16 protein-coding genes are annotated in these 15,214 nt (G+C 63.0%); 15 read left to right on the forward strand and 1 reads right to left on the reverse strand.

All coding sequences use genetic code 11. The annotated features are described in order from the left end of the window. Position 1 precedes the first annotated feature (1 nt). The 13 genes from NKJ32_RS04330 (at position 2) to trmB (ending at position 12,431) form a co-directional block, all read left to right on the forward strand. Entirely contained in the window at positions 2–1,108 is a 1,107-nt protein-coding gene (locus NKJ32_RS04330; protein WP_352570326.1) for a DUF1513 domain-containing protein, read from the forward strand. 159 nt (positions 1,109–1,267) lie between these two features. After that, on the forward strand, positions 1,268–2,020 hold the full coding sequence (gene tsaB, locus NKJ32_RS04335) for a tRNA (adenosine(37)-N6)-threonylcarbamoyltransferase complex dimerization subunit type 1 TsaB (protein ID WP_352826888.1): 753 nt from the start codon (positions 1,268–1,270) through the stop codon (positions 2,018–2,020). Continuing rightward, a complete protein-coding gene (gene rimI / locus NKJ32_RS04340) occupies positions 2,020–2,514 on the forward strand; it encodes a ribosomal protein S18-alanine N-acetyltransferase (RefSeq protein ID WP_023676888.1) in 495 nt (164 codons plus the stop codon). Before tsaB ends, rimI begins: the two co-directional genes overlap by 1 nt. 21 nt (positions 2,515–2,535) lie before the next feature. After that, positions 2,536–3,336, forward strand: a complete 801-nt coding sequence (gene olsA / locus NKJ32_RS04345) for a lyso-ornithine lipid O-acyltransferase (RefSeq protein ID WP_352570330.1) — start codon at positions 2,536–2,538, stop codon at positions 3,334–3,336. Between the two features lie 63 nt (positions 3,337–3,399). Next, a complete protein-coding gene (miaB, locus tag NKJ32_RS04350) occupies positions 3,400–4,809 on the forward strand; it encodes a tRNA (N6-isopentenyl adenosine(37)-C2)-methylthiotransferase MiaB (RefSeq protein ID WP_352570332.1) in 1,410 nt (469 codons plus the stop codon). A gap of 26 nt (positions 4,810–4,835) precedes the next feature. Continuing rightward, on the forward strand, positions 4,836–5,885 hold the full coding sequence (locus NKJ32_RS04355; protein WP_023676891.1) for a PhoH family protein: 1,050 nt from the start codon (positions 4,836–4,838) through the stop codon (positions 5,883–5,885). A 17-nt stretch (positions 5,886–5,902) separates the two neighbouring features. Then, on the forward strand, positions 5,903–6,400 hold the full coding sequence (ybeY, locus tag NKJ32_RS04360) for an rRNA maturation RNase YbeY (RefSeq protein ID WP_352589041.1): 498 nt from the start codon (positions 5,903–5,905) through the stop codon (positions 6,398–6,400). Positions 6,401–6,428: 28 nt separating this feature from the next. Then, positions 6,429–7,502, forward strand: coding sequence for a hemolysin family protein (locus tag NKJ32_RS04365; protein ID WP_352448597.1), 1,074 nt, complete (start codon positions 6,429–6,431; stop codon positions 7,500–7,502). Positions 7,503–7,590: 88 nt separating this feature from the next. Beyond that, the gene (locus NKJ32_RS04370; protein WP_352589044.1) at positions 7,591–7,821 is read left to right on the forward strand and encodes a VOC family protein; all 231 of its coding nucleotides are present in this window, start codon (positions 7,591–7,593) and stop codon (positions 7,819–7,821) included. Positions 7,822–7,955: 134 nt separating this feature from the next. Further along, positions 7,956–9,542, forward strand: a complete 1,587-nt coding sequence (lnt, locus tag NKJ32_RS04375) for an apolipoprotein N-acyltransferase (RefSeq protein ID WP_352589047.1) — start codon at positions 7,956–7,958, stop codon at positions 9,540–9,542. 137 nt (positions 9,543–9,679) lie between these two features. Then, entirely contained in the window at positions 9,680–10,099 is a 420-nt protein-coding gene (locus NKJ32_RS04380; protein ID WP_352589050.1) for a helix-turn-helix domain-containing protein, read from the forward strand. Between the two features lie 329 nt (positions 10,100–10,428). Next, the gene (metK, locus tag NKJ32_RS04385; protein WP_023676896.1) at positions 10,429–11,718 is read left to right on the forward strand and encodes a methionine adenosyltransferase; all 1,290 of its coding nucleotides are present in this window, start codon (positions 10,429–10,431) and stop codon (positions 11,716–11,718) included. 11 nt (positions 11,719–11,729) lie between these two features. After that, the gene (gene trmB / locus NKJ32_RS04390; RefSeq protein WP_352589053.1) at positions 11,730–12,431 is read left to right on the forward strand and encodes a tRNA (guanine(46)-N(7))-methyltransferase TrmB; all 702 of its coding nucleotides are present in this window, start codon (positions 11,730–11,732) and stop codon (positions 12,429–12,431) included. A 60-nt stretch (positions 12,432–12,491) separates the two neighbouring features. Here the strand turns inward: trmB and NKJ32_RS04395 are convergent, their stop codons facing one another. Further along, positions 12,492–12,656, reverse strand: coding sequence for a hypothetical protein (locus NKJ32_RS04395; RefSeq protein ID WP_352448601.1), 165 nt, complete (start codon positions 12,654–12,656; stop codon positions 12,492–12,494). A gap of 281 nt (positions 12,657–12,937) precedes the next feature. Between NKJ32_RS04395 and rimP the strand changes: the two genes are divergently transcribed. Beyond that, positions 12,938–13,570, forward strand: a complete 633-nt coding sequence (rimP, locus tag NKJ32_RS04400) for a ribosome maturation factor RimP (RefSeq protein WP_352589057.1) — start codon at positions 12,938–12,940, stop codon at positions 13,568–13,570. Positions 13,571–13,617: 47 nt separating this feature from the next. Further along, positions 13,618–15,213 (forward strand): transcription termination factor NusA, encoded by a 1,596-nt coding sequence (nusA, locus tag NKJ32_RS04405; protein WP_352589060.1) that lies wholly within the window; start codon positions 13,618–13,620, stop codon positions 15,211–15,213. Position 15,214 lies beyond the last annotated feature (1 nt).

The following is a 15,214-nucleotide window of genomic DNA, read 5'->3' on the forward strand; positions in this document are numbered from 1 at the left end:
CATGAGGACGCCGCTGATCGATCGGCGCGATTTCCTGAGGGCCGCAGGCGCTGGTTTCGTAGCGGCGATGGCGCCGTCGGCCTGGGCAAAGACACTCGACGCCGACGCGGTCTTCGCCACCGCTTTCGTCAAGCGCGACGGCAGCTATGGCGCGGCCGTCCTGTCCAAGGCCGGCAAGTTGTTGCACACGATCGATCTGCCCGATCGGGGCCACGATGTTACCTTCGACCCGGTGTCCAAGCGTTCGGTGGTGTTTGCCAGGCAGCCGGGCACCTTTGCTGTCGTCTTCGACCATACCGGCCGCGGTGAACCGCGCACCATTGCCAGCGTTGCCGGCCGGCATTTCTTCGGCCATGGCGTGTTCTCGGCCGATGGCACGCTGCTCTACGCAACCGAGAACGATTTCGACAATGCCGCCGGCGTCGTCGGCGTCTATGACGCGCATGCGAAATTCAAGCGCATCGGCGAGTTTCCGACCTACGGCACAGGCCCGCACGAGCTTTTGCTGCTTTCCGACGGCAGGACGATCGCTGTGGCCAATGGCGGCATCGAGACGCATCCGGATTATGGCCGCGCCGAGCTCAACATCGCAACGATGAAGCCTTCCTATGTTCTGGTCGACCGCCTTACCGGCGATCTCACCGAAAAGCACGAATTGCCGCCGGCGCTGCACCAATTGTCGATCCGCCATATGGATGCCGACCGGTCCGGCACCGTCTGGTTCGGCTGCCAGTACAGGGGGCCGGGTACCGACCGTGCCCCGCTGGTTGGCCGCGCGCCGCGCGGCAAGGACTTGCAATTGCTCGATATGTCGCAGGATGTGCTCTCCGGCTTCAGGAACTATATCGGCTCGGTCGCCGCCAATCCTGCCGCCGGCACCATCGCCGTGTCTTCGCCTGAGGGCAATTCGCTTGCCGTGATCGACACGGCCAGCGGCCGCGTCGTCGCTACCAAGGCTCTGGTCGAGGTCTGTGGCGTTGCGCCCGATGGGAAAGGCTTCATCGCGACGACGGGTGCCGGCGAAATCATCGAAGCCGGTGGCGCGACCCGTTCCGAGCCGGACTATGTCTGGGATAATCACGTGCTGCGTATCGAGCAGGTCGGCTAGTCCCGATACCTATTGTGGCGATTGCGTGCGGTGGAACTTACATTCTTGGACCCGCGCCGAAGCCAAGTCGCCTGATGATTTATCCATTATTCCCTTGCGGGGATGAGCCCTGGCGGGCAGAGGGAAGCTGTTTTCGAAACTGTCTCAACCGGCCGCTTCATGAAATTGCTTGCCGTCGACTGTGCCGCCAATCTCTGCGCCGCCTGCGTCTACGACGCGGCGGCCGGGAAAGAACTCGGCCGTTCGGTGCTCGATCTCGGTAAGGGTCATGCCGAGCATCTGATGGGTGTCATCGAAAAGGCGTTGGGGACCAGCAGAACCGACTATTCCGGCCTCGGCGCCATTGCCGTTTCGACGGGTCCGGGCTCCTTCACCGGTCTGCGCGTCGGCGTCTCGGCGGCGCGCGGCCTTGCGCTGGCGCTGAAAATCCCGGCGATCGGCGTGACGACTCTGGAGGCCCTGGCGGCGCAAGCGAGAGCGGCATTTCCCGGTCGCGCCGTGCTCGCCGCGCTCGATACAGGTCGCGAGGAGATCCATGCGGCACTTTACGATGAGAGGTCGGTGCTGATCTATGGTCCGGCTGTGACCACACTCTCGCAAGCCGCAGCCATGGCGGTCGACAGATCTGCGGTTCTCGCCGGCACGGCGGCAACCCAGATTGCCGCGGCGGCCGGGCGCAGCTTCGATCTCGGCGGGACGGCGGCCACCGCCGACATCGCCGTCTATGCCCGGCTGGCCGCGGCCCAAGGTGCCGGTAAACACGGCGAGAGCGAAAAACCGAAACCGCTCTATCTGCGCGGCGCCGACGCAAAGCCGCAGGCCGGCTTTATTCTATCGAGGCAAGACCATGATCCCAAAAAGTGGAAACCGGTTTTGGGAAAAGATCATGGTCCAAACGGAAACAAGTCCTGATGCGCATTCCCTTCCTCCAGTCGCGCCGCAGGGACTATGCGCTCGAGCCGTTGACGGTTGCCGATAGCGCGGCCATGTCGGTGCTGCATCGCGAGGATTTCGCGCGGCCGTGGACCGACGACGAATTCGCCGCCCTGCTCGAGCAGGACACGGTGTTCGGCTATGCCGCGCGCGAGACCGGACAGGGTGCCAAGCCGCCGGTCGGCTTCGTGCTGGCGCGGCTGGCGGCCGGCGAGGGGGAGATCCTGACGGTCGCGGTGGCACGCTCGCATCGGCGCCGGGGGCTCGGCTGGCAATTGATGGATGCGGTGCTGCGTGAACTGCACGCACAGCGCGCCGAGGCGCTTTTCCTCGAGGTCGACGAGACCAATGTCGCCGCGATCGCGCTCTACCGGCGGTTCGGCTTCCGCGAGGTCGGCAAGCGTGCCAACTATTACAAGTCGCCGGAGCACGGCCCGACCGGCGCGCTTGTCATGCGCCGCGATCTTCGTTAGCCAAACGCCGGGGTGGTGCGGATGATCGGAAAAATCAGGATTTTCCTGGCGCTGGGGCTGGTTGTCGTCGGCTCGCTGGTGCTTGTGCCGCTGCAGATCTTGTCGATGCGGACCGGGCTCTGGCGCGAGACCTTCATCCTGAAAATCTGGCACAGGATGATTGTCAGGACGCTGGGGCTGCGCATCCATGTCAAGGGAGCGCTGTCCGGCCAGCGCCCATTGCTGATTGCTGCCAACCACATCTCCTGGACCGACATCATGGTGCTGGGGTCGATGGTCGACGTGACGTTCATCGCCAGGGCCGATATGGCCGGCTGGCCGTTGATCGGCATGCTGTCGAAGCTGCAGCGCACGGTATTCATCGAACGTGAGCGTAAGCGTTCGTCGGGCGACCAGGCGAGCGAGATCGCCGGCCGCATGGCCAAGGGCGACGCCATGGTGCTGTTTGCCGAAGGCTCGACCGGCGACGGCAACATGATCCTGCCGTTCAAGAGCACGCTGTTCGGCGCCGCTACAATGGCGATTGCGGAAGGGGCGGCCGAACAGGTCTTCGTCCAGCCGGTGGCGATCGTCTATACGCGCCTGCATGGCGTGCCGCTCGGCCGCCGGCATCGGCCGGTTGCCGCCTGGATCGGCGATGAAGAGCTGATGCCGCACCTCAAGGTGCTGATGGCCGAGGGCGCCCTCGACGTCGAGGTGCATTTTGGCGAGGCGATTGCTTTCTCCAAGGGCTCCAGCCGCAAGGAGACGGCAAAGCAGATGGAACGCCAGGTGCGCGAGATGGTACAAGCGGCGCTCGCCGAACCGCGTCCGAGCCGGTAGGCTGCGCAGGTTCCGGCCAGATTCGTCTGTTTTTTGTCAGGGAAAGGCGTTAGAAGCCGCGAAATGGAATTGAACACGATAGAACGCGACGACATCGGCGCTGCCGCCGAAAACCTGGTCGTTCCGCCTGCCGCGACCAGAAAGGTCTTCGTCAAGACCTATGGCTGCCAGATGAACGTTTACGATTCGCAGCGCATGACCGATGCGCTGGCGGCCGACGGCTATGCCGCGACAGACGCTATCGGCGAGGCCGATCTGGTGCTGCTCAACACCTGCCACATCCGCGAGAAAGCGGCGGAAAAAGTCTATTCCGAACTTGGGCGCATCCGTGAGTTGAAGGCCGAGCGTGCAAAGGCCGGGCGCGAAATGCTGGTCGGCGTCGCCGGCTGCGTGGCGCAGGCCGAGGGTGCCGAGATCATCCGCCGCTCGCCGGCCGTCGACCTGGTCATCGGCCCGCAGACCTACCACCGGCTGCCCGGTGTGCTGGCGAGGGCGCGTGGCGGCGAAAAGATCGTCGAGACCGACTATGCCGTCGAGGACAAGTTCGAGTATCTGCCGCAGCCGAAGCGCGCCGAACTGATCAGGCGCGGCGTGACGGCGTTCTTGACCGTTCAGGAAGGCTGCGACAAGTTCTGCACCTTCTGTGTCGTGCCCTATACGCGCGGCTCGGAAGTCTCGCGGCCGGTGGCACAGATCGTCGCCGAGGCCGAGCGCCTGGCAGATGCCGGCGTGCGCGAGGTGACGCTGCTCGGCCAGAACGTCAACGCCTGGCACGGAAGAGGTGAAGACGGCGAGGAATGGGGCCTTGGCCGGCTGCTGTTCAGGCTGGCAGAGATTCCAGGCCTGGCGCGGCTGCGCTACACGACCAGTCATCCGCGCGACATGGAGGATGAATTGATCGCCGCCCATCGTGATTTGCCGACGCTGATGCCCTATCTACATTTACCGGTGCAGTCCGGCTCCGACCGCATACTCAAGGCGATGAACCGCAGGCATATGGCCAAGGACTATTTGACGTTGATCGACCGCATCCGTGCCGCGCGGAACGACATCGCACTGTCGGGCGACTTTATCGTCGGCTTTCCCGGCGAGACGGAAGCCGATTTCGAGGCGACGATGCAGTTGGTCGAAGACGTCAACTATGCCTCGGCCTTCTCGTTCAAATATTCTCCGCGCCCCGGCACGCCGGGCGCCGAGATGGGCGATCACGTGCCGGAGGCCGTCAAGGACGAGCGCCTGCAGCGGCTGCAGGCGCTGCTTCTGAAACAGCAGCAGCATTTCGGCGCAAGCCTGGTCGGCAGGACCATCGACACGCTGATCGAAAAGCCGGGCCGCCAGGCCGGCCAGAAGGTTGGCCGCTCGCCCTGGCTGCAGCCGGTTATTGTTGATGAAAAGGCCGGCGAAATCGGTGACATTATCCAGGTACGAATCACGAAGACGGGCTACAACAGCCTGTTCGCCGAATTGGCCTGAAGGTCTCGGCAGATGAGGAGAGACGGTTGAGCGCTGCTGAAGTGAAGAACCTGCCCCAGAACCTACCCTCGGGGGCCTCGGATATCGCGCACATCGTACTGACTTTCGACAACAACAAGCTTGCCAGCGCCCTTTACGGCCAGTTCGACGAGAATCTGGCCCGACTCGAGCAGAAGCTCGGCGTCGATATCCGCTCGCGCGGCAATCAATTGACCATCAAGGGCTCTTCCTCGGCCGCCGAGCAGGCACGCCGCGCCTTGGACAATCTTTACGGCATTCTGCAGAAAGGCACCGACATCGGCCAGTCCGATGTCGACGGCGCCGTGCGCATGGCGATCGCCAGCGACGACCAGCTGACGCTGCCGACACTGGAGCGCAAGGGCAAGGTGTCCGCCGCCCAGATATCGACGCGCAAGAAGACCATCTATGCCCGCTCGCTCAACCAGGACGCCTATATGCGCGCGCTGGAGCGGTCGGAACTCGTCTTCGGCATCGGCCCGGCCGGCACCGGAAAGACCTATCTGGCGGTGGCGCATGCGGCAATGCTGCTCGAACGCGGCATGGTCGAACGCATCGTGCTGTCGCGCCCCGCGGTCGAGGCCGGTGAACGGCTTGGCTTTCTGCCGGGTGACATGAAGGAGAAGGTCGATCCCTATCTGCGGCCGCTCTATGACGCGCTCTACGACATGATGCCGGCCGACAAGGTCGAGCGGGCGATTGCTGCTGAGGTCATCGAGATCGCGCCGCTGGCATTCATGCGCGGCCGTACGCTGGCGCACGCTGCCGTCATCCTCGACGAGGCGCAGAACACCACGCCGATGCAGATGAAGATGTTCCTGACCCGGCTCGGCGAGAACTCGCGCATGATCGTCACCGGTGATCCGACCCAGATCGATCTGCCGCCAAACACCAAGTCCGGCCTAGTCGAGGCGCTGAGAATCCTCGACGGCGTCACCGGCATGGTGACGGTCCGCTTCAACGAAGGCGACGTCGTCAGGCATCCGCTGGTCGCCGAGATCGTCAAGGCCTATGACCGCGACGGCAAGCTGGCCAGGGGCCTGGGTGTCGAAAGCTGATATGACTATGCGGCCGCATGGCTGAGGAGCAAAAGGCGGGGGGGCCGCTTCCCGTCGAGATCGATATCGCGATCGAGGCGGGCGACTGGCCCGACGAGACGACGCTGACGCGGCTGGTCGACCACGCCGTCTCGGCCGCCTTTGCCGAAACCGGTGCCGACGGCCGTTCCGAGCTCAGCATCGTCTTTTCCGACGATGCCCATATCCGCACGCTCAATGCCGGCTGGCGCGGCAAGGACAAGCCGACCAACGTCCTGTCTTTTCCGGCTTTTCCGTTTGCCAGGGGCGGGCCTCTGCCGCCGATGCTCGGTGACATCGTGCTGGCCGCCGAGACTGTCGCGCGCGAGGCGGCACTGGAAGACAAGCCCATCGAGGACCATATCTCCCATCTCGTCATCCATGGCCTGCTGCATTTGCTGGGCTATGATCACGAAACGGATGCCGAAGCGGAACTGATGGAAGCGACAGAGCGCGCAGCACTTGCGAGGCTTGCCATTCCCGATCCCTACACGTAATTACAAAAGACCAATTGACCGGACGATGATGAACGACAAACCAGAGACTGCCGCCCGCTCCGACGCCGGCAGTGTGATCAAGCCTTCCGAAACGACGGAAGAGGGCTCGAGTCCGAGTACCACGACCGGCAGCTTCGCCAGCGAGGCATCGCCTGCCGGTCCCTCCCTGTTCGATCGCGTGCTCGGGCTTTTCAGGCACCGCAACGGCACCAGCCTGCGCGAGGAGATTGCCGGTGCGCTTGCCGAAACGGCGAGCGATGCAGAATCCTTCTCGCCCGGCGAACGCGCCATGCTCAACAACATCCTGCGCCTGCGCGAAGTGCGCGTCGAGGACGTCATGGTGCCGCGCGCCGACATCGAGGCGGTCGAGATCACCACGAAGCTGGGTGATCTTCTGGGGCTGTTCGAGCAGTCCGGCCATTCCCGCATGCCGGTCTATTCGGAGACGCTCGACGATCCGCGCGGCATGGTTCATATCCGCGACGTGCTGGCGCACATCACCAAGGTCGCCCGCGTCAGAAAGGGCAGGACGACCAGGAAAACTCCGGTCGCGACGGTTCTCGATCTCGCCCAGGTCGATCTGGCGCGCACCATCGGCGATCTCAACCTGATCCGACCGGTGCTGTTCGTGCCGCCGTCGATGCTCGCCTCCGACCTGATGGGGCGGATGCAGACGACGCGGACCCAGATGGCGCTGGTCATCGACGAATATGGCGGCACTGACGGTCTCGTCTCGCTCGAGGATATCGTCGAGATGGTGGTCGGCGACATCGAGGACGAGCATGACGAGGACGAGCCGATGATTACCCAGGCCGGCGAAGGCGTCTTCATCGTCGACGGCAAGGCCGAGATCGACGACGTCGCCAAAATGATCGGCGAGGATTTCGCCGCCGGCGAGCACGGCGAATATGTCGACACGATCGGCGGCATGATCTTCAACACGCTTGGCCGGGTGCCAGCGCGCGGCGAAGTGGTGCAGGCCATACCCGGCTTCGAGTTTCATGTGCTCGACGCCGACCCACGCCGCGTCAAGCGCGTGCGCATCGTCGAGACACTGAAGGGCGAGCGCCGCCGCCGCGCCGTCCGCACCGAGCAGGCTTGAAAGACGCGACTTGCCCGATGCCGGTTGAGGACCCGTTCAAGCACTCGACTTAGGCTCCGGCGTCTTCTACCAGGATCCGCAGGCCGCATTGACCTGGCTTGAAAAGGCGTTCGGCTTCGAGCCGAGCATGGTTGTCAGCGATGCCGATGGCAGGCTCGTCCATTCCGAGATGCGGTTCGGCGATGGTTATATCATCGTCGATTCCGAATGGGCCGACCATATAGCCAGCCCGGCTTCAGTTGCAGGCAAGAACACGCGCGCGATCCTGAAGGCCATGTCTGGACCTTTTCCCAGACTGTCGGCTCTGTCCCACGCGTAGAGGCTGAGCGGCTGGGCGGGCTGAAGATACAAGGCTGGCATCGATAGCTATGAGCGGACTAGGTCGCCCGGTTTGGAGCCAAGCCCGCAGCCTGATAAATCTTGCTTCCTGATTCGCACGACTCGGAAGCATAGATGGAGCGCCAGGCCGGCCGGATAATTCTGCTTTGGGGCTGGCGGCGCGCGCTAGTGGCGTTTCTTGCCGGGGCGCTGACGGTTCTTGCCCAGGCGCCTTACGATTTCTTCGCCGTCTGTTTCGTTTCGTTCCCGCTGCTGGTGTGGCTCCTCGACGGCGCGACCGGCGAAGCCTCGGACGGTTTTCTGCGGCGCTTGCGGCCGGCTTTCGCCACCGGCTGGTGGTTCGGTTTCGGCTACTTTCTTGCCGGTCTCTGGTGGGTCGGCTCGGCGCTGCTGGTCGAGGCCGACAGCTTTGCCTGGGCCTTGCCGTTCGCGGTGGTCGGCATCCCCCTCGCGCTGGCCCTCTTTTACGGTTTCGCTGCCGTGGTTGCCCGGCTGTTGTGGAGCAACGACATCGGGCGCATCGCCGCGCTCGCCTTCGGCTTTGCGCTGGCGGAATGGCTGCGCGGCTTCCTGTTCACCGGCTTTCCGTGGAATGCCGTCGGCTATGCGGCGATGCCGGTGCCTTTGCTGATGCAGAGCGTCTCGGTGACCGGCATGGTCGGCATGAACGCGCTTGCGGTCTTCGTCTTCGCGCTGCCGGCGCTGCTTGCGGCGCGCCAGCATCTTCGCCTCGGCGCGGCGTTGCTTGTCGTTCTCGTCGCCGCCCATGCCGGCTTCGGCTATATCCGGCTCGCCGCCCCCGAAAAGCCGGCCGCCCGCAGCCTTGACGTCCGTATCGTGCAGCCTGCCGTCGACCTTACGGAAAAATGGGATACCTCGGTGCGTGACCGTATCTTCGCCACCATGATGGGGCTTTCGGCTAAGGCGCCGGAACCCGGCCATGACAGGCCGCAATTGATCCTGTGGCCGGAGACGTCCGTGCCGTTTCTGTTCACCGAACGTCCGGATGCCCTGCCTGCGATCGGAGAGATGCTTGGCGATGGCCAGATGCTGGTCGCCGGCGTCGTTCGCGAGGAAGGCGGCTCGGTGGCCGGCAGCCGTTACTACAACTCTGTGGTGGCGATCGACGAAAGGGGCGAAATCGTCGATGCCGTCGACAAGGTCCACCTGGTACCCTTCGGCGAATACCTGCCTTTCGCCGATCTGCTCGGCCGCTTCGGGCTTGAGCAGCTTGTTGCCGGTCCAATGACCTTCGCGGCGGGCAATGAGCGGCATCCGATCGCGCTGCCCGGCGGTATCCGGGCGCTGCCGTTTATTTGCTATGAGGTCATCTTTCCCGATCTGGTCGCAGTTGACGCAACGTCAGCCGAGCTTATTGTGAACGTCACCAATGACGCCTGGTTCGGCGACACGCCGGGGCCGTACCAGCACTTCAGGCAGGCGCAGATCCGGGCGGTGGAGAATGGGGTGCCCCTGTTGCGCGCGGCTAATAACGGCATTTCGGCCGTTGTCGACCCGCGCGGTCGCATCGTCGACGCGCTGGCAATCGATGCACGCGGCGCGATCGATGTGCGTGTGCCGATCTCCGACCAAGCCATCGTTTCCTCCGGCCAACGACGCATTAACGGAATGCTGATCATGTTTTTGCTTGCCGTTGCGGCATGCATTTTGAACGTAAGGCAAAGGCTACGGGCGAATTGACAGCCGACACATTAGAAACTCATACTGTAAGCGCCTGAAAATTTTCGAAGTCGATAAGGTCGTTCTGTTGGGGCACGGGCCGCGGCGTCGTTTGGGCAGCAAAATAGAAAAAGCCGGAAAAATTCGGCGAGGAAAAAATGACAGAAGAAAACAAGAAAAAGCCGAATCCGATCGACATCCACGTCGGAAGCCGCATCCGGCTTCGCCGCAATATGCTGGGAATGAGCCAGGAAAAACTGGGTGAAAACCTCGGCATAACGTTCCAGCAGATCCAAAAGTACGAAAAGGGCACCAATCGCGTCGGCGCCAGCCGTTTGCAGGCAATCGCCTCCATACTCGGCGTCCCCGTCGCCTTCTTTTTCGAGGATGCGCCCGGTCAGGAGCCCGTGGGCAGCCGTGGATTTGCCGAGGATGCTTCGATGACCTCCGCCGTCGAATTCTGCGGCAGCCCGGAAGGCCTCCAGCTGAATCGCGCCTTCGTCAAGATCGCCGACGTGAAAGTGCGCCGCAAGATCATCGAGCTGGTGAAGTCGCTTTCCACCGACGAAGTCGATTGATGGCCCGTGAAGAGTTCAACAAGGAAGGGGTCGTCGTAGCTGGGCATGCAATTTCTCGCGGCTGCGCGCATTGAGGGATGTTCATTCCGCAGATGCGCTAAAGCGCAGATCGATTTCGCTCGACACGCTTCCTCGAAGTCGTTTTCCTCAGTCTGTTGGTGCAAGGGCTGATCGCAGTGCGCCCTGCCGCCGTCTCGGGATACAAAGATAATAACGTCAAAATTCATGCCAGAACGGCTGCATGGCTTGACGAGCGACGCCCGGCACCGTTAACAACTGGCGCGCCAAAATCGGCGGCCTGCCGATATTTTTTTCAAGAGGGGACACCCGTGACGCGGCACAATTACTTCTTCACCTCGGAATCCGTTGCCGAGGGCCATCCCGACAAGGTCTGCGACCGCATCTCCGACGAGATTGTCGATCTCGTCTATCGCGAAGCCAGAAAGACCGGCATGGACCCGTGGAAGGTCCGCGTTGCCTGCGAGACGCTTGCGACGACCAATCGCGTTGTCATCGCCGGCGAGGTGCGCGTCCCCGAGACGCTGCTCAAGAAGGACAAGGAGGGCAACGTCCTGAAGGATGCGGCCGGCCATCCGATTGTCAACCCGGCCAAGTTCAAGTCGGTCGCTCGCAAGGCGATCCGCGAAATCGGCTACGAGCAGGCCGGCTTCCACTGGAAGACAGCCAAGATCGAGGTCCTGCTGCACGGCCAGTCGCCGGATATCGGCCAAGGCGTCGACAACGCCTCCGACCGGCAAGGCGAGGAGGGAGCCGGCGACCAGGGCATCATGTTTGGCTATGCCTGCCGCGAAACCCCGGACCTGATGCCGGCGCCGATCTATTACAGCCACAAGATCCTCGAATTGCTGGCGGCTGCGCGCCATGAAGGCAGCGGTGATGCCGGCAGGCTCGGGCCGGATGCCAAGAGCCAGGTCACCGTCCGCTATGTCGACGGCAAAGCGGCGGAAGTGACGCAGATCGTGCTGTCGACCCAGCATCTCGATGAGACGTGGGATTCGAAGAAGGTGCGCAACGTCGTCGAGCCCTATATTCGCGAAGCACTGGGCGACCTGAAGATTGCCGACAATTGCAACTGGTACATCAATCCGACCGGCAAGTTCGTCATCGGCGGGCCTGATGGCGACGCCGGCCTGACCGGCCGCAAGATCATCGTCGACACTTATGGTGGGGCTGCGCCTCATGGCGGCGGCGCTTTTTCTGGCAAGGACACCACCAAGGTCGACCGCTCGGCGGCCTATGCGGCGCGTTATCTTGCCAAGAACGTGGTTGCCGCAAAGCTCGCCGATCGCTGCACCATCCAGCTTTCCTATGCGATCGGTGTCGCCCAGCCGCTGTCGATCTACGTCGACCTGCACGGCACCGGCAAGGTTGACGAGGCAAAACTCGAGCGTGCACTGCGCGCCGTGATGGACCTGTCGCCTTCCGGCATCCGCCGCCACCTCGATCTCAACAAGCCGATCTATGCCAAGACGTCGTCCTACGGCCATTTTGGCCGCAAGGCCGGCCGCGACGGATCCTTCTCCTGGGAGAAGACCGATCTCGCCAAGGCGCTCAAGGACGCTCTCGCCGAACCGGTCGCCGAAGCAGTCGCCGCCTAACCGCGGCGCCTATGGATCCGAAGGACCGGCCAAGCCGTGCGACCGAGGCCTTTTTCGGTCGCCGGCGCGGCAAGACCATTCGACCACAACAGGCAGCGGCGCTGGAGAGCGGCTTCGCCGCCTACAGGCTCGATCTGACGGTTGAACCGCCGGCCGACTTGCGCAGCCTTTTCGAAGCCGAAGTTTCGGCTGTCCAGCTCGAAATCGGTTTTGGCGGCGGCGAACATCTTCTGCACCGTGCTACGGCCAGCCAGGCGACCGGCTTTATCGGCGTCGAGCCTTTCGTCAACGGCATGGCCAAGATGATGATGGCGGTCCGGGAGCGGCCGCTTGCCAATCTGCGCGTCTATGACGACGACGCCACACGTCTGCTGGACTGGCTGCCGCAGGCTTCGCTTGACGGCATTGACCTTCTCTATCCGGATCCGTGGCCGAAGAAGAAGCACTGGAAGCGGCGCTTGGTCAGCCCGGTCAATCTCGACCGCTTCGCGCGCGTCCTGAGGCACGGCGGAAAGTTCCACTTTGCGTCCGATATCGACAGCTATGTGAACTGGACGCTCCTGCATTGCCGGGCGCACGACGCCTTCACGTGGCAGGCAAGCGAAGCAGCCGACTGGCACCGGCCCTATGATGGCTGGCCGGGGACGCGCTATGAGGCCAAGGCCATTCGCGAAGGCCGACGGCCCGCCTATCTCACCTTCGTGCGCAAATAAGCGGGAAATTAGAGCTGAGCACAAGGCGAGCGGGCCGAAGGCTCTCGGCGCTCACTTGGCTCAGAAGCGACGGATCTTGTCGAAGGCTGCCGGCTCCATGCCGAGATTGCGCAGATCATGCGCACGCGGCTTGCGACCGCTTTCCACAGCCCGCGACGCGGCTACGGCACTGCCGAACACGCTAAAGACATCGCCTATGGCTGAAAAAAATCCACGATTGTTCATGATGGTACCCTTTCGAGCGCAGTGAGCGCTCCAATTGTGCAATGCAACATAGATAGTCGTGCGTGGCCGGTGCTCAAAGGGGGATCACGGCATGGGCGCCATGCATTTGGCGCAGCGCTGCGGACTCGGAGCCCTGCCGTCATGCAGGACGGGCTTGAAATGAGGACCACGATCGTCTATATCAGCTTCAAATTCTTGGTCGGTATGACGAAGAGTGGGTCCACCCGGTCCCGCTCTTTTTTATTACCTGCCGACCAACAGAAATCGAGTGACAGGACCGAATGACAGTGACGGCAAGCGAAGGCGACGACCGCATCATCCGCGAAAGCGGCATCGATGCGCGCATCGCGCTGATCGTTCAGCCGGTACTGCGCGCCATTGGCTTCCGCTTGGTACGTGTGCACCTGTCGGGCCAGAACGGGCTGACGCTGCAGATCATGGCCGAGCGCGAGGACGGCACCATGACGGTCGAGGATTGTGAAGAGGTCAGCCGGGCGGTGTCGCCGGCGCTCGATGTCGATGATCCGATCGAGAAGGCTTATCATCTCGAAGTGTCGTCGCCGGGCATCGACCGGCCGCTGGTCCGCAAATCGGACTTTGCAGCCTGGACCGGCCATCTGGTGAAGATGGAAACGTCGGTTCTCGTCGCCGACCGTAAGCGCTTCAAGGGCAAGATCGCCGAAAGCGACGCGGACGGTGTGCTGATCGAGCGTGACAAGGCCGCTTACGGCGAGGAGCCGACGGTACATGTTCCCTACGATGCGATTGCCGAAGCGCGGCTGATTCTGACCGACGACCTTATCCGCGATGCGCTGTCGAAGGACAATCGGGCGCGCAAGGAAGCCAGGAAACGCCGCGGCGAACCCGAAGACGCACCAGAGGGTGCGGAAGACGAAACCGAACAGGAAATGTGATTGGGCTGCCGGCCGTAAAGGTCGGCAATAAGCTCGGGAGAAAGAAGATGGTTGTAAGCGCCAACAGGCTTGAACTGCTGCAGATCGCCGATGCGGTCGCGCGTGAAAAGTCGATCGACAAGTCGATCGTCATCGCCGCCATGGCCGATGCGATCCAGAAGGCCGCGCGCTCGCGCTACGGCCAGGAAACCAATATCCGCGCCGACATCAATGCCAACACCGGCGAGATGAAGCTGCAGCGGCTGATGGAAGTGGTCGAGAAGGTCGATGACTACGCGACGCAGATTGCCATTTCCTCGGCGCGCGAGCGCAATCCGGACGCCCAGCTCGGCGATTTCATTGCCGAACAGCTACCGCCGATGGATTTTGGCCGCATCGCCGCCCAGTCCGCCAAGCAGGTCATCGTGCAGAAGGTGCGCGAGGCCGAGCGCGACCGGCAATATGACGAATACAAGGACCGTATCGGCGAGATCGTCAACGGTACCGTCAAGCGCGTCGAATACGGCAACGTCATCGTCGATCTCGGCCGCGGCGAAGCGATCATCCGCCGCGACGAGCTGATTCCGCGCGAAAACTACAAGTATGGCGATCGCGTCCGTGCCTATGTCTATGACGTGCGCCGCGAACAGCGCGGCCCGCAGATCTTCCTGTCGCGCACCCATCCGCAGTTCATGGCGAAGCTGTTCACCATGGAAGTGCCGGAAATCTACGACGGCATCATCGAGATCAAGTCGGTCGCCCGCGATCCGGGTTCGCGCGCCAAGATCGCTGTCATCTCGCGCGACAGCTCCATCGATCCGGTCGGTGCCTGCGTCGGTATGCGCGGCAGCCGCGTCCAGGCGGTCGTCGGTGAATTGCAGGGCGAGAAGATCGACATCATTCCTTGGTCGCCTTCGGCGGCGTCCTTCATTGTCAATGCATTGCAGCCGGCGGAAGTCGCCAAGGTCGTGCTCGACGAGGATGCCGAGCGCATCGAGGTCGTCGTTCCCGACGATCAGCTGTCGCTGGCCATCGGCCGCCGCGGCCAGAACGTCCGTCTTGCCTCGCAGCTCACCGGCTGGGATATCGACATCCTGACCGAGCAGGAAGAGAGCGAACGCCGCCAGAAGGAATTCGTCGAACGGTCGTCGCTGTTCATGGAAGCCCTCGACGTCGACGAGATGGTCGGCCAGGTGCTCGCTTCCGAAGGCTTCACCAGCGTCGAGGAGGTCGCGTATGTCGATTCCGGCGAAATCGCGTCGATCGACGGCTTCGACGAGGACACGGCTTCGGAAATCCAGACCCGCGCCCGCGAATATCTGGAGAAGATCGAAGCCGAGCATGACGAGAAGCGCAAGGCGCTCGGCGTCAAGGACGAGCTGCGCGAGATTCCCGGCATCACCACCGCCATGATGGTGACGCTCGGCGAGGACGGCGTGAAGACGATCGAGGATTTCGCCGGCTACGCCGCCGACGACCTGACCGGTTGGAAGGAACGCAAGGACGGCGAGACGAAGGTATTCCCGGGTGTGCTCGCCAACCACGGCGTATCACGCGCCGATGCCGAGCAGATGGTCCTGGCCGCTCGCCTGAAGGCTGGCTGGATCACCGAAGACGAGCTTGCCGCCGAGGGCGTGCCGGTTGACGAAACCGTCGGTGCGTGAG

The organism is Mesorhizobium sp. M0159, assembly GCF_040322295.1.
GTDB lineage: Bacteria > Pseudomonadota > Alphaproteobacteria > Rhizobiales > Rhizobiaceae > Mesorhizobium.